This window comes from Bombilactobacillus mellis (assembly GCF_000967245.1).
GTDB lineage: Bacteria > Bacillota > Bacilli > Lactobacillales > Lactobacillaceae > Bombilactobacillus > Bombilactobacillus mellis.
Map to the genome: position 1 here is coordinate 108,607 of NZ_KQ033877.1, position 14,684 is coordinate 123,290.

Consider the following 14,684-nt stretch of genomic DNA (forward strand, 5'->3'; position numbering starts at 1 on the left):
GCTTAATTTTTAAGTCTTACTTGTGGGCAAGATGGCTAATTTCAATAATTGTAGCTGCTAATTTTTGCATTGCTTCTACTGTGACAAATTCATAAGGTCCATGGAAATTATCGCCGCCATTAAACAAATTGGGAGTAGGTAAACCTTTATAAGTGATCAAAGAACCATCTGTTCCCCCGCGAAAAGCTTTAATTTTCGGAGTGATACCTAAGTTTTGCAGAGCTTGTTGTGCCAGTTCAATAGGATAAGGATCTTTTTGAATGATATCAGCCATATTATAATATTCGTCTTGAAGTTTAAGCTGAATACGTGGTTGATCTAATTGCTGATTAAGTTGTTCAACTGCTTGTTGTACAACTTTTTTACGTAGTTCAAATTTTTGATGATCAAAATCACGAATAATATAAAGCAAACGAGCATGTTCAATACTGGCTGAAAATTTTAACATTAGGTAATAACCTTCGCGCCCTTCCGTGAGTTCTGCCCGTTCTGCAGTGGGGATCATTTGGTCTAATTGTTCGCCAATGCTGATTGCATTAACTAATCCGCCTTCTTTAGCTTGACCGGGATGGACGCTTTTACCTTGAATATCAATAATGGCCTGAGCAGCATTAAAAGTCTCATATTCAATATCACCTAAATCACCATTATCTAAGGTATAGGCAAAGTCGGCCTGAAAATCATCCACATCAAAGTGTTTTGCCCCTTGGCCAATTTCTTCATCAGGACCAAAGCCTACTTTAATTGGTCCATGGCTAATTTCAGGATGCTGAACTAAATGACTAACAGCACTCATTACTCCTGCAATACCGGCTTTATCATCTACACCTAGTAAAGTGGTTCCATCAGTTGTAATGAGGGTTTGTCCGAGAAAGTTCTTCAGATTAGGAAATTCAGTAGTAGTTAATTGTAGACCATTAGCAAATTTAATCGGTTGACCATCATAATTATAGTGGACTTGCGGTTGGATATTTTCTGCATTAAAGTCGGCAGTGTCTAAATGGGCAATAAAGCCGATAGTAGGCTGATCTTCATTACTATTACCTGGTAAAAGTGCCGTTACATAAGCATTATGCGGATTAATTTTGACATCTTGTAAATCTAAATCTTTGAGCTGCTGCTCCAGAACTCGGGCCAAATCCATTTGGCAAGCGGTTGAAGGAATTTGTTGAGAATTTTGAGGATCAGAACGAGTATTAATTTTGGCATAGGTTAAAAAATTATCTAAAACTTCTTGACTATCAATATCATATTTCATTATCTGCAATAACCTCACTTTTTAATATAAGCAGTTTTCCAATCATAAGGAACACTAGAGCCGTTATAAATAATGCCTTTGACTTTAGGATCTAATAATTGGGCTTGAGTTACTTGATAAAGCGGAATAGTTCCTTGATCTTTCATTAATTCACGTTCCGCCTTTTGTAAATAACTCCAGCGTTTGGCCGGTTGATTAGCATATTTGTTTTCTGAAAGTTCAAGATATTGATCAAATTTCTCGTTTTTCCAATTGGAATCATTATAAGTGGAGTTGGATTCCCAGATATCTAAGAAGTTTATAGGATCAGAAATAGTTGCATTCCAAGTAGCTATAACCATATCATAATCGCCCTTTCGCTCTCGTGATAGTCTTTGTACTTTAGGAAGGCTTTGAATATGAACTTTGACTTTCGGTAATTTTTCCAGTTCACCCTGGACGAATTCCCCGGTCTTTTTGGTATTAGGGCTATCATCAACCATTAGCTCTAAGTCTAATTTTTTGGTATTAGTTGCTTTGAGACCTTTGGCCAAAAGCTTTTTGGCCTGAGGCAAGTTATGGGAGACAGCATCTTTCACGACGGTTTGCTTAGCAAAATCCTTTTTGGTAGTTGGATCTTTAGCCAATCCCACAGGAGTAAATCCTTTTGGTTCCAGAGAACCGTCTTGTAAAACATTTTTGGTTAATTGTTTACGATTGACAGCTAGAGACAAGGCTCTGCGGACATCACGATTTTGAAAGGCTTTAATCTTCTTTTGATTCATATCAATCCGAACAATTCCAGAAGCATGACGGAAAATAAGGTCTTTTTGTCCCTTAAATTGTGGTACTTGTTCACCAATCAGAACGGTTTCTTGAACTTTTTTATTTTGATAAAGATTGATACCCGTTTGGGCATCTTTCACGACACTTTCGTTAACTTTATTTAATTTGACATGCTTTTTATCCCAGTAGTGCGGGTTTTTAGCCAAGGTCCAAGAAGCATTGGTTCCATCCCAGCCTTTGAGTATAAATGGGCCGCTAGAAACAGTCTTAGTTGCACTAGTTCCGTAAGCTTTGCCGTATTTTTCTACAACTTTCTGATTTTCCGGAGCAAATAAAGGCCACGAAACTAAATTTTTAAAATAAGAAACGGGTCTGGAAAGGCTAACTACAAAAGTATGATCATCAGGAGCCTTAACTCCTAGTTGATCAGGATCCATTTTTCCGGAATTAATGGCTTTCGCATTTTTAATTTGGAAGAAATTGAAAGCATTTTGTGATCCCGTTTTAGGATTAACTACACGCCGCCAAGAATAAACAAAGTCTTTAGCAGTAATCGGATCGCCATTAGACCATTTAGCGTTCGGCCTGATTTTGAAAGTATAGGTTTTACCATCTTTGGAGATAGTTGTTTTTTGGGCGAGAGCGGCCTGCGGTTTGCCTTGTTTATCCAATCGATAAAGCGAATCTTGGGTATTTAATAAAATATTGAAGCTGAGAGTATCTGTAGCTTGAGCGTTGTCAACTGAAGCGATGTCTACACTTTCGGTCCAGTTAAGTTCTTGTTTAGTTGCTGCTTGAGCTGTTGAGACAGTTCCAATTACCGTAACAGCTGCTAAAAAAACAGATATTGCAGCGCGAGCTAACTTCATAACTTCTCCTCCTTTATGGTACAAAAATTAAAATCGGGCTGTTCCGAATACTTTTAAAATCTCAAATGATGCATCAAGATTAAATTATAATGAGAATTATAAGAGAGGCATTAAGCAAAGTCAAGCTACAAAAAGATGACATTATTTGATAAAAATGATAGGCCAGCTATCTTTCCTAATAAAAATGAATTAGTCATTTATTATAATTAATGGTCTTTTAAATAATTGGCTAGATTCTACTGTGTAAATTGTTTAAATTGCTATAGACAAGAGGAAAAACTAGCCTCACAAAAAAAGGTGATAACTGGATTATTACCAGTTACCACCTTAAAAATAGAGATAATTAATCAATATTAATTTTAGTATTGTTATTTGGTAAATCTTGAGCTTTTGGTAAGTTAATCTTTAGACTACCATCTTCGTATTTAGCGGATATTTGCTGGCGATCAACATCTGGCAAACGATATTGCCGACTAAAACGACCATAAGAACGCTCATTCATAATTAAGTTGCCATCTTTATCGCTAGCATTATTTAAAGAATCACGATGAGCAGAAACCGTTAAAATATCATTATCATAGGTTATGGAGATATCTTTCTTATCCATATCAGGAAGATCAATAACTACATCATAAGCTGTTTTTGATTCAGAAACATCAGTTTTCATATTGATAGCTGGAAAATCGGAGCCCCAATTATTAAACCAACGATCCATATTATTAAACATATCAAACGCATCATTACGACGATTCATTAAATTGTTTGCCATAACTGATTACTTCCTTTCTTCTCTTCCTTCGTACAACTATATAGTAGTAGCTTGACAGAAAAGAAGCAAGCAATTAGCACTCTTAATTGTTGAGTGCTAATTTAAAAACTTTGGTAGAAGATAATGAATTTTTTACCATTGAAAGTTAGTAGTTAGAACATCTGGTGATATCAGTTTTTAACCCCAGGCATAGTTCTAATTTAGGTTGAAGTTTCAACTTATTGATAATAAGAGTAATTTTTATCATCTGAGAAAGATTTTAATTAGCTTTTCGACGTTTTCGCCAAAAGTGAATAACGAAAGTTATGACAAAAGCAATAACTAATACTGAAGTGAAAATAGTATTCGGAATTTCGATATCAATTGCAGGAATAGTTAAAAATAATTTAATAGCAATAAAGAATATCAAAACATAGGCCATGGGCTCCAGTTCAGGAATTTTATTCATTAATCCCATGATAGCCTCAGCGACTCCCCGCATAGCAATAATACCTACAATACTACCGATCAAGATAATAACAGGATTATTGGAAATAGCGATTAGAGTCAGGACCGAATCTAACGAAAACATAATATCTGTAAATTCAATCGATACCACAACTTGCCAGACTGGTGATAATCCTTTAATTTTAAACATTTTGAAGTGCTTTTTCTTATGGGTTATTTTTTCATAGAAAAAATGGACGGCCATATAAATTAAATAGACGGCACCCAGAATTTTAATCCACCACAGGCTGATTAAATAGGTTCCAATACCGATAACTAGAAAACGAAAAATAAAAGCGCCCCAAATACCATAAAAAAGAGCTTCTTCTTGGTGCTTTTTTTGGGTCAGAGTATGGGCCTGCGCGGCTAAAACAATTGAATTATCTACTGATAATAAACATTCCATGATTACTAGTGAAAGAATTAAGAGCCAATCATTAGGGGAAGTAATTACAGTCTGCCAATTATGTGGATCGAAAAAAGGTTTATAAAGATTGATTATAAAGTCCACTTGCTTCTCCTTTAATTTTATTATACTAAATCTCTGAACATTGTAATATTATCATAAATTACAGTCTAATTGCTATGAGAGCCCAATTTTCTCTCAATATCATTGTGAGATAAAGGTTGTCAAAAAAAGTACTTTGCGTTATGGTAAATTATAGAAAATTGAATAATCGTCGCAAAGGGGAGCTATATGCTGAGAGTGATTAAGTTCAGACCCTTGGAACCTGTTTGTTAGTACAAGCGTAGGGATTTGTGGTGAGTGGTGCACTCTTCTTGCGGGATATTCATAAAGGAGAGTGTTTTATTATGCAAAAAAACAAACTGTTAGTAACTGTTGAAGGCGCTATTATTGTTGCTTTAGCTATGGCTTTAACTTATATTCCTCACAGTATTGGTGTTTCATCTATTGAATTGCAATACGGTATTATCCCTTTAGTCATCTATGCTTGGCGTCGAGGATTAGGTGCGGGAATCACAGCAGGTGTAGTTTGGGGTTTATTAGATTTGATTTTACGCGGCTTAAGTAAAGGTTCAGTGCTCAATTTGTGGCAGGGAATTTTGGAATATCCCGTTGCTTTTGGTGTCTTAGGTTTGGCTGGCTTGTGGTCTCGACAAATGCAGTTACGGTTACAGACTAATAAGCAGACTTATTGGATAATGCTTTGGAGTGCTTTAGTAAGCGTTTGCGCTAAATATTTACTGCACTTTTTTGCGGGGGGACTAGTTTGGGGGGCTTATGCTCCCAAATCAATGAATCCCTGGGTTTATTCCTTAATTATTAATGGTGGTAGTGCAGTGGCTAATATTGTAATGGTGGCCATAATTTTCTTATTATTGAAGAAAGTGTTGAAACAATTAGTGCTGGTAAAGGATTAATAGAAGTCAATTAAAAAGGTGGTATTTAATTCTTAAGCAAAGTGCACTATACTAAACATGAAATCGCTTTGACTGATTAAAGGAGGAAATGCTTAGTGTATTACGTAGTTATGAAATCAAATGATATTCGGGATAATTTGGCTACCGAACAATATTTGATGAATTATAAAGAATTTTCAGAGCCTTTAGTACTTTTCTATATTGAAGGTCCATGTATCATTGTTGGTCGTAATCAAAATACTATTGAAGAACTGAATAATGAGTATGTAAGAGAGCATAACATTACTGTAACGCGTCGGCTCTCTGGTGGTGGTGCGGTTTATCAAGATTTGGGCAATTTATGTTTTAGCTTTGTCGTTGATGCAGCGGATGAGAAATTTGGAGATTTTGCAAAAATTGTACAGCCAATGGTCGAGGCCTTGCATAAATTAGGCGCTCAAGGAGCTGCAGTTTCTGGACGTAATGATATTTTAGTTGATGGGAAAAAGTTCTCCGGTAATGCTATGTATACCAAAAATGGAAAAACATTCTCTCACGGAACCTTATCCTACGATGTGGATTTAGATGTTTTAACCCAGGCTTTGCATGTAAATAAAGATAAAATCGAATCTAAGGGTATTAAATCTATCCGCAGCCGCGTAACAAATATCCGTCCTTATTTAGCTAAACAGTATCAAAATTTGACTACCGAACAATTTCGTGATGTTTTATTACTAAGTTTATTTGATGCCCATGATTTGAATGAAATCAAAGATCATGAATATCAAATTACAGCCCAAGATCAAACTAAGATTGATGAGATTAAAGAGCAATATTATTATAATTGGGATTGGGTTTACGGCAAGTCACCGGAGTTTACGGTCAAAAAAAGGAAACATTTTGATATGGGTACCATTGATGCACGTTTTCAGGTACAACACGGCAAGATTAGTGCAGCGCGTTTTTACGGAGATTTCTTTGGTCCCCAAGATGTAAGTGAATTAGAGCAAAAATTAATTGGGATTAACTACGATTATGACAGTTTAAAGGCAGTCTTTGAAAATAATGATCTTAGTAATTATTTTACGGGAATCAATCCGGCAGACATTTTACAATTAGTTCAACCATAAAGATTGGATTAGTAAGAAACAACGATTTTAGTGAAGCTTTAGCACTAAAATCGTTTTTTTTTTTTGATTAATAAGCTGATAAGAACAGCGTTTTTAATCATAATAAAAGCAGAAATTGCAGTAATCATTTATGTTTTCAATAACGTTAGCTGTTACAAGTAAAATGGCATCCAATTCAAAAAATCTATTGCGAATCGTTTATTTTTCCATTTAATAATTGTTATTGCTATATAATAAGGTAATTAATCGATAAATGATGAGGTGATTTAGTATGCGCATGTTAGGTGTTTCTGTCTATCCGGAAAAATCCACTTTTGCTCAAGATAAACAATATTTAGATTTAGCTCATAAATATGGTTATCAACGCGTTTTTACATCTTTACTCCAATTAGTTGGTGCTAATGGGGAAGATATTTTAGCCAAATTTAAACAAGTGGTAGATTATGCTAATTCTTTAGGCATGAAAGTAATCGTTGATATTAATCCTAGTTTGTTTTCTTCTTTAAATATTAAATATGATGATCTAGCTTTCTTTGCAAAATTAAAAGTGTGGGGATTACGCTTGGATGAGGGCTTTAGCGGTTTAGAAGAAGCGCAAATGACCCGCAATCCTTACGGTTTAAAAATTGAACTGAATATGAGTCGTGGCACTCACTATCTTGCACAAATTATGGATTATGCCCCTAATGTTGACAATCTTTGGGGCTGTCATAATTTTTATCCGCAAGCTTATACCGGCTTAAGTGAAGACATTTTCCTAAAATACTCGCAGCCTTATCGACAATTTAATATTCATAGTGCAGCTTTTATTTCTTCACAAGTGGCCACTACTGGTCCTTGGGCAGTTAGTGAAGGGCTTCCTACTTTAGAAAGTGATCGTCAGCGTGCTGTTAGTTCGCAAGTTAATCATTTGCTTTTAATGAATATGGTTGATGACATCATTGTGGGTAATGCCTATGCTTCCAAAGAGGAGCTGGAAAATATTGCCGCTGCCTTTAAAGCTCCCCAGCCTTTTCTTCATGTGCAGTTAAATTTGCAGATTTCTGGAATCGAGCGCCAGATTGTTCTGGATGAAGTGCAGTTGTATCGCGGGGATGCTTCTGCTTACTTATTACGTTCTTCAAGTTCAAGAGTAAAATATCGCCAGGCTGTTATTGCACCCCTTAATAATGAAGAAAACTTTCAGCGGGGGGATATTATTGTGGTAAACGATAAATATGAACGCTATAAAGGAGAATTACAAATTGCTTTGCGTTCTTTTACTAATGATGGTCGGCGCAATGTAGTCGGCAGAATTACTGATAGTGACTTGCCTTTATTAGCTTATCTTCAACCTTGGCAGAGTTTTAAGTTAGTAGAACAGAAGTAGTTTGCTTTTTAAGCATTAAAATTATTTTTGTTAAGAATCCGCCATAAGGTAGTTCTGGAAATTTTTAATTGAGCAGCAGTTTGAGACTTATTGTAATCATTTCTTACTAGAACTATTTTAATGAGTTGATTGGTTAAGTCTTCCAGAGAAGGCTTTTTAGAAAAATCTATAATAAAAGGAATTTTTTCTTGAGATTGGAGTTTTTCAGAAGATTGGGTATTCTCAAAGATTAATTCCTTTTTATAAACTAATTTTAGTTCTTTAATATTAATATAAGGTTTTTCGGCTATATGATAAGCATTTAATAAAGTAAATAAAATTTGTCTTAAATTATTACTCCAGTAAGTATCTATTAACCAATCAAAAGCAATATCCGTTAATCCCATAACGTTTTTACCGAAATTTTGGTTAAATTCATTAATTAATAAAGTTATCAGACTATTCGCAGTAAGGCTATCAATTTTTTTAACACTACGTAATTGGACCGAATGAAAAATTTGATTTACTTTTTTTAAATTTAATAATGCTTTTTCTTTAGATTTCTCCAGCGTAAAAAATAATTTATTTCTTTTAAATAAAAGCGTTTGGTTAATAAATTCAATAATCAAAGATTGTGCTTGTAGGTCAAAATCTTCAAATTTGTCAAAGACGATAGTATTTTTGGAACTTAATAATGGTGAATTATTAATATGATCAGAATCTAATAGATGGTTAATATTTGTATTCATAGGAGAAATTTTTATTACATTTTTTTGTTTTTGAAGGACTTTATTGAGAATAAACCTTTTACCAGTACCATCACTACCACTGATAATTACCGGTAAATCATCATCATTCATGGTTTCTAAAGTTTGATGCTCTTCTTTAGAATAGATAGCTTTGAAAGCGGCTGTAAACATGGCTTTTTCTAATTTATTCATTGGAAAAGGTGCTGGCTGTTCTTGATTATAATAAGCCAAATTATTAATATATAAAAAGTTAGGTTTCTGCTTATCTTGTCTAATTAAGTAATATTTTCCTTGACTTTTAAATATTTCATTATGCAATTTATTTAACTCCACTCTTTTTTTAATATGAGGGAGTATTTTTTGTTTATGCGGAAGATTAAATTGTTTTTGTATATTTTTGTTGGAATCTAAAATAACGATAGATTTATTATTAGTTTTGAGAAAATTATTTAATAAGCATTCCAGATTATGATTTTTTCTCCGATATTGAACAATATTTAAAGCATTAGTCAAAGCATTTTCGATGTTTTCATCATCAGAAGAAATCAGTAATGATTTAAAGTTTAAACCATTAGCTACACGAACAGTGACCATATCTCCTATAACGATATCGTAATTTTGTTTTTGTAAATCTAAAATTTTTTGCCGCGCTTCGAATTCAGAATTAATAGTAAATAAATCAATATTTCTTTGAAAATCATTAATTACATTTTGCGCCTTGTTAATTAAGAAACTAAAGCCTACTATTGCTATTTTGCTCAATTTTTGGGTGATCTGAATAGCATGCAGTATATCATATTTGGAAACGCCGATATCAATAACAGGTAACTGTGTGACTTGCGTAAGCATTTTGCTAGTACCGCCCCGAGAAATTATCGCATCATAGTCAGTTAAATCCTTCGAATTTAAGACGGTAATTCCATTTTCTAAATCACCTACAAAGTTATCAATATCTACATTCTTGAAGTTGCTTCCCACTCTTCTTGTTGCATTACTAAGTCCAGCATACGGTAAAATTCCTAGAAAATGGAACATTGGAAATCCTCCTTGGATTAGATTTGTTTCTTATATGAACATTATGCTAAAAATTTTTTTATATATTGAATATTATATTACTTAATGTTACAAAATAAAACAGAAAAAAATAGCGCTTTCAGAGAGACCCTTTTATACTGAAGTCAGAGAGTATGAAAGGAGTTTGAAGATGACAGCACAATTACCAATTATAGCTATTACCATGGGGGACCCTGCAAGTATAGGACCTGAAATTTCTCTTAAAGTATTTCAAAAAGCACAACTATATGAAAAATGTCGGCCTTTACTAGTCGGTGATAGCAATGTGATCAAAAAAGTAATAGAAGTTTTGCCTGCGTTAAGTCTTAAAATCAATTCAATTAAAGATGTCAAGGATGCCCAATTTCAACCAGGTACAATTGATATTTTAGATATGCAAATGGTGGATATTGACCAATTGGAATTTGGCAAAGTTAGTTCAATGGCTGGCAATGCCGCCTTTCAGTATGTTAAAAAAGTGATCGATTTAGCAATGAAGGGTGTTGTTGACGCAACAGTCACCAATGCGCTAAATAAGGAAGCTATGAATCTTGCCGGGCATCATTTCGCTGGTCATACTGAAATATATGGAAAATATACAAATACGCAGAATTATACAATGATGTTAGCACATGGTAATTTACGCGTAGTTCACAATTCAACTCATGTTTCTTTAAGACAAGCCTGTGATTTAGTGAAAACCCCGCGTGTAACGGAAGTTATTCGTATTGCCAATACTGCTTGCAAACAGTTAGGAATTTCTCATCCTCAAATTGGAGTCGCGGGTTTAAATCCTCATAGTAGCGAAAATGGTTTGTTTGGAGATGAAGAGGCTAATGAAATAATTCCAGCAATTGAAATTGCTAAATCGGAAGGTATCAATGTTTCTGGTCCTATTCCTCCTGATACTATTTTTCCTAAGGCTATCGGTGGCTGGTTTGATATTGTTGTAGCCATGTATCATGACCAAGGTCATATACCGTTAAAACTCAAAGGCTTTCAATATGATCCTCAAAAACATACATGGAAAAGCGTGGCTGGAGTAAATATTACTTTAGGATTACCTATCATTAGAACTTCTGTTGATCATGGAACAGCTTTTGATCAAGCTTTAAAGGGTACAGCAAATGAGATCAGTTTAGAGAATGCTATCGATTATGCAATTAAATTAGCCAAGAATAAAGAGATGGTAGCCCAATGAAAGAAGTGAAAATTTTACAGGCTGTTAATAAATTTCCGGGTGGATTAATGGTTATTCCACTTTTGCTGGGAACTTGTTTTAATACTTTTGCTCCGCAAGCTCTCAATATTGGTGGTTTTACCACAGCCTTATTTAAAACAGGTACTTTAACTTTATTATCACTCTTTTGTTTATGTAACGGGGCTCAAATCTCAGTTAAACAGGCAGGAATTCCCTTGATCAAGGGTGGCATTTTAACATTAATGAGATTAGTCTTAGGAATTCTTTTTGGCTTTTTAGCTGGAGCCTTTTTTGGTAAAGGCAGCTTCTTAGGTATTTATCCGATGGCCTTGATTGCCTCTATGACTAATGCTAATGGCGGTCTGTACGGTGCTTTAGCGGGAGAATATGGAGATGCCAGTGATGTTGGGGCAGTATCCATAACGACTTTAATGGATGGTCCTTTTTTTACAATGGTGGCATTAGGAGCAACGGGAACCGCACATCTACCTGTAATGCTCTTTATTGCTGCTTTAATCCCGATAATTATAGGTTTTATTCTGGGAAATATTGATTCGGAATTAAAGGAATTTTTGAAGGCTGGAACGGTGATGCCAATACCATTTTTCGCCTTTTCTTTAGGAGCAGCCTTGAATTTTAAACAAATACTTAAGGCGGGTATTCCAGGAATTATTTTAGGGCTTTTGGTAACATTTATTGCTGGTTCTCTAGGTTTTCTGTTAATGAAGTATGTAGTCCATTCACAACATCCAGAAGTGGGGGCAGCAATCGGAACCACAGCCGGGAATGCGGCTGCTACACCAGCGGCAATTGCAGCAGTTTTACCGGCTTTTCGAGCAACTGCTGCGGCAGCCACCGCTCAAGTAGCAGCTTCGGTCATAATTACTGCTATCATATGCCCGATTTTTGTTTCTTGGATAGCTAAACATACTAATAAAAAAACTGTGCCTCAAGGAGATATCAAAAAATGAAAAAATATCTCATAATTGCAGATGATTTTACGGGAGCTAATGATACGGGTGTGCAACTTACTAAAAAATCGATTCCAACTAAAGTTAAATTTTCTGATTCTTTAGAAGATAAAGTAGAATCTTTGGTAATTGATACGGAGACTAGAAATTTATCTAGTGAAGAAACCAAGAGAAAATTAATTAAAATTTTATCTCCCGTTAATTTAGATTCTTATGACTATGTTATTAAAAAGGTTGATTCTACACTCAGAGGTAATATTGTTGAGGAATTACAAATAATTGATAATTTATATACTCCTGACCTTATTATCTTTGATAATGCTCTCCCCAGTTTAAATCGAATCATTAAAAATGGAATTTTATATGTAAATGGAGTAAGGGGAATAAAGACCGATTTTAGTAAGGATCCTATCAAGCCCTTAAAAGAAGATAATATTCTCAGAATTTTGGATCGGGCGTTCCCTAATGAAAATAAGAGATTATTTAGTTTAGAAGATTTAAGAAAAAATAATTTTGAAATTGAAAACGATTGCCGACTTTATGCCTGTGATTCAATTAATGATCAAGATATGCAGGTATTGGTGCACAAGTTTTTAAAAAAGGTACATGATAAAAGAATATTATGGATTGGCTCTTCAGGTATCATGGAAGCAATCTTGAATGAAATTTATCCGGCTAATCCTTCTCTGGGTTTAGTTGGTAGTGTGAGCCAAGTTACCAGAAAACAAATTGAATATGCTGCCCAGAATAATGTTACTGTTGTGGCCGTGCCTATTAGTCAAGTCTATAAAAACGAAAATTATAGTGAATATGTTGATTTGGCTATCCAATCATTAAGAAATAGGAGAGATACAATTATTGCTTCTTCGGCCTCATGTGATATTCAAGAGTTGGATAATACTCGCCAATCATTGGTTAACGAAGGGCTTTCCATGGACGAAATTAATAGTGTGGTTCAGTCCGTTTTAGGTGGCATCTGTCGGAAAGTGATAGAAAAGCAAACAATTAATGGTTTGTTTATTACCGGAGGTGATACTGCCAAGGGTTTCTTTGATGGCATTAGAGCCAATAGTGTATCAATTAAAGAAGAAATTGCGATTGGAGTACCATTAATGCGTGTAAATGGCGGGATTTTTGACTCCTTAAATATAGTTACTAAAGCAGGAGCGTTTGGTTATGATGATTTGATAACGTATTCTTTTAAAAAATTGAAAGAGAACTCCTTTAAAACTGATTTTCCACAAGAATATGCTGTTTAAAATAATTAAATGTAGAAAATTGCATCTTACAAAGATGCAATTTTTTTAAATATGGATCTATCAACGATTAATTTCCTTTAGCGGCTGATGGACATTATTATCTCGTATATTCTGGAGACACCAATTACAATTGGAATTTTAAATTTTCTATTTGTTAGTCTATAAAAATAATTATCATCTAACTAATGAATATTATTCATTTCTCCTAGTAGACAAGTATGATAAAATAATGACTAAATTAAGCTGAAAGCGTTTATGTTATTTTGCTGCCAGTTTGATAGATATTATTCGAAGGAGAATTTATCATGAGTGAAAAAACTATTATGTTAGTTTGTGCGGCTGGTATGTCAACTAGTTTATTAGTTACTAAAATGCAAAGAGCAGCTAAGGATCAAAATATTGATGCAAAAATTTTCGCAACTTCGGCAGCCGAGGCTGATTCAAAAATAGAAAATGACCATCCTGATGTGTTACTTTTAGGTCCTCAAGTCAGTTATATGTTAGACGATTTTAAAAAACGGGTTGCGATTCCTGTAGCAGTTATTAATATGCAGGATTACGGCATGATGGATGGCCCGAAAGTTTTAGATCAAGCTTTAGGATTAATTAAATAAATTTGTCCGGAGAATAGTGATGGACGCAGATGATAATTTACAAACAGTTATGGGACTCATTATAAATGGTGGAAATGCTAAAGGAGCCGCTTTCTCAGCGATTAAAGCTGCTAAAATTGGAGATTTTGAACAGGCCGATGCTAAATTAAAAGCAGCAGATAAATTTTTAGCAGCAGCTCATAATTCTCAAACTGATATGCTGACTCAAGAAGCTAACGGTAAACATGCGCCCGTAACCCTCTTGATGGCTCATGCGCAGGACCACTTGATGAATGCTATTACTTTTCGAGATCTGGCCGGAGAAATCGTGGATTTATATAAAAAAGTAAACGATGATTAAGCACTATAATTGAGACAAAAAAGGCAGCTACCAACAGATAGCTGCCTTTTTATTTTCTAATTATTATCTAACGACCAAAACAGAGATTGGAGAATGTTTGGCCATAGCGGCTGCTTGACTACCAAAAATTTTCTTAGGGCCTTTGATATCTAAAGAGCCGATAATTAATAGATCGGGATGATATTTAGGAATAACATCCTCCACGATAGTTTCGCTGGGATTGCCTTCACTAATAATACCTTGAACATCTTGCACGCCAGCATTTTCTGCGAATTGAACATATTCTTGGACATGCTGTTCAACATCTTCACGTTTACCATGGATAAAATCATCATCCAATACTTCATAAACATTCATGTCATGCTTTTCTAACACCGTGACAACTAATAATTGGGCCTTAGTAGCTTGAGCTAATTTAATAGCACATTTAAAAGCTTTTTGAGCATCATCCGAATTGTCTACTCCGACTAATATTTTTTTTAAATCAAAATTTGGTTCTTCCATGATGGT

The 14,684-nt window shown here is 34.5% G+C and carries 14 protein-coding genes; 8 read left to right on the forward strand and 6 right to left on the reverse strand.

Features of this window, described 5'->3' with window-relative positions; genetic code table 11:
• Window positions 1–16 precede the first annotated feature (16 nt).
• The 4 genes from pepT to JG29_RS00500 form a co-directional block, all read right to left on the reverse strand.
• Complete coding sequence (pepT, locus tag JG29_RS00485) at window positions 17–1,258, reverse strand: peptidase T (RefSeq protein ID WP_045922018.1); 1,242 nt, start codon at window positions 1,256–1,258, stop codon at window positions 17–19.
• A 14-nt stretch (window positions 1,259–1,272) separates the two neighbouring features.
• Complete coding sequence (locus tag JG29_RS00490; RefSeq protein ID WP_052696257.1) at window positions 1,273–2,892, reverse strand: peptide ABC transporter substrate-binding protein; 1,620 nt, start codon at window positions 2,890–2,892, stop codon at window positions 1,273–1,275.
• 343 nt (window positions 2,893–3,235) lie between these two features.
• Window positions 3,236–3,661, reverse strand: a complete 426-nt coding sequence (locus tag JG29_RS00495) for an Hsp20/alpha crystallin family protein (protein ID WP_045922019.1) — start codon at window positions 3,659–3,661, stop codon at window positions 3,236–3,238.
• Window positions 3,662–3,920: 259 nt separating this feature from the next.
• Complete coding sequence (locus JG29_RS00500) at window positions 3,921–4,658, reverse strand: DUF475 domain-containing protein (RefSeq protein ID WP_045922020.1); 738 nt, start codon at window positions 4,656–4,658, stop codon at window positions 3,921–3,923.
• Between the two features lie 299 nt (window positions 4,659–4,957).
• Between JG29_RS00500 and thiT the strand changes: the two genes are divergently transcribed.
• From thiT to JG29_RS00515, 3 genes are all read left to right on the forward strand, one after another.
• Entirely contained in the window at window positions 4,958–5,530 is a 573-nt protein-coding gene (thiT, locus tag JG29_RS00505) for an energy-coupled thiamine transporter ThiT (protein ID WP_052696299.1), read from the forward strand.
• 95 nt (window positions 5,531–5,625) lie between these two features.
• Window positions 5,626–6,639, forward strand: a complete 1,014-nt coding sequence (gene lplA / locus JG29_RS00510; RefSeq protein ID WP_045922022.1) for a lipoate--protein ligase — start codon at window positions 5,626–5,628, stop codon at window positions 6,637–6,639.
• A 271-nt stretch (window positions 6,640–6,910) separates the two neighbouring features.
• Window positions 6,911–8,008 (forward strand): DUF871 domain-containing protein, encoded by a 1,098-nt coding sequence (locus JG29_RS00515; protein WP_045922023.1) that lies wholly within the window; start codon window positions 6,911–6,913, stop codon window positions 8,006–8,008.
• A gap of 8 nt (window positions 8,009–8,016) precedes the next feature.
• On the opposite strand, the gene JG29_RS00520 is transcribed toward JG29_RS00515, so the two are convergent.
• Window positions 8,017–9,771 carry a sigma-54-dependent Fis family transcriptional regulator gene (locus tag JG29_RS00520; RefSeq protein ID WP_045922024.1) on the reverse strand — a complete coding sequence of 585 codons (1,755 nt, stop codon included), beginning with the start codon at window positions 9,769–9,771 and terminating at the stop codon, window positions 8,017–8,019.
• A 169-nt stretch (window positions 9,772–9,940) separates the two neighbouring features.
• Between JG29_RS00520 and pdxA the strand changes: the two genes are divergently transcribed.
• The 5 genes from pdxA to JG29_RS00545 all read left to right on the forward strand — a co-directional run bounded on the left by pdxA (window position 9,941) and on the right by JG29_RS00545 (window position 14,174).
• A complete protein-coding gene (gene pdxA, locus JG29_RS00525; protein ID WP_198139883.1) occupies window positions 9,941–10,990 on the forward strand; it encodes a 4-hydroxythreonine-4-phosphate dehydrogenase PdxA in 1,050 nt (349 codons plus the stop codon).
• A complete protein-coding gene (locus JG29_RS00530) occupies window positions 10,987–11,961 on the forward strand; it encodes a 2-keto-3-deoxygluconate permease (protein WP_194239616.1) in 975 nt (324 codons plus the stop codon). The genes pdxA and JG29_RS00530 overlap by 4 nt, the downstream gene beginning before the upstream one ends.
• Complete coding sequence (locus tag JG29_RS00535) at window positions 11,958–13,220, forward strand: four-carbon acid sugar kinase family protein (RefSeq protein ID WP_045922025.1); 1,263 nt, start codon at window positions 11,958–11,960, stop codon at window positions 13,218–13,220. The genes JG29_RS00530 and JG29_RS00535 overlap by 4 nt, the downstream gene beginning before the upstream one ends.
• Window positions 13,221–13,525: 305 nt before the next feature.
• Window positions 13,526–13,834: a PTS sugar transporter subunit IIB gene (locus tag JG29_RS00540; protein ID WP_045922026.1), complete on the forward strand. Its 309-nt coding sequence runs from the start codon at window positions 13,526–13,528 to the stop codon at window positions 13,832–13,834.
• 19 nt (window positions 13,835–13,853) lie between these two features.
• Window positions 13,854–14,174, forward strand: coding sequence for a PTS lactose/cellobiose transporter subunit IIA (locus tag JG29_RS00545; protein ID WP_045922027.1), 321 nt, complete (start codon window positions 13,854–13,856; stop codon window positions 14,172–14,174).
• Window positions 14,175–14,237: 63 nt separating this feature from the next.
• Here the strand turns inward: JG29_RS00545 and JG29_RS00550 are convergent, their stop codons facing one another.
• Window positions 14,238–14,678 carry a universal stress protein gene (locus JG29_RS00550; RefSeq protein ID WP_156961595.1) on the reverse strand — a complete coding sequence of 147 codons (441 nt, stop codon included), beginning with the start codon at window positions 14,676–14,678 and terminating at the stop codon, window positions 14,238–14,240.
• Window positions 14,679–14,684: the final 6 nt, after the last annotated feature.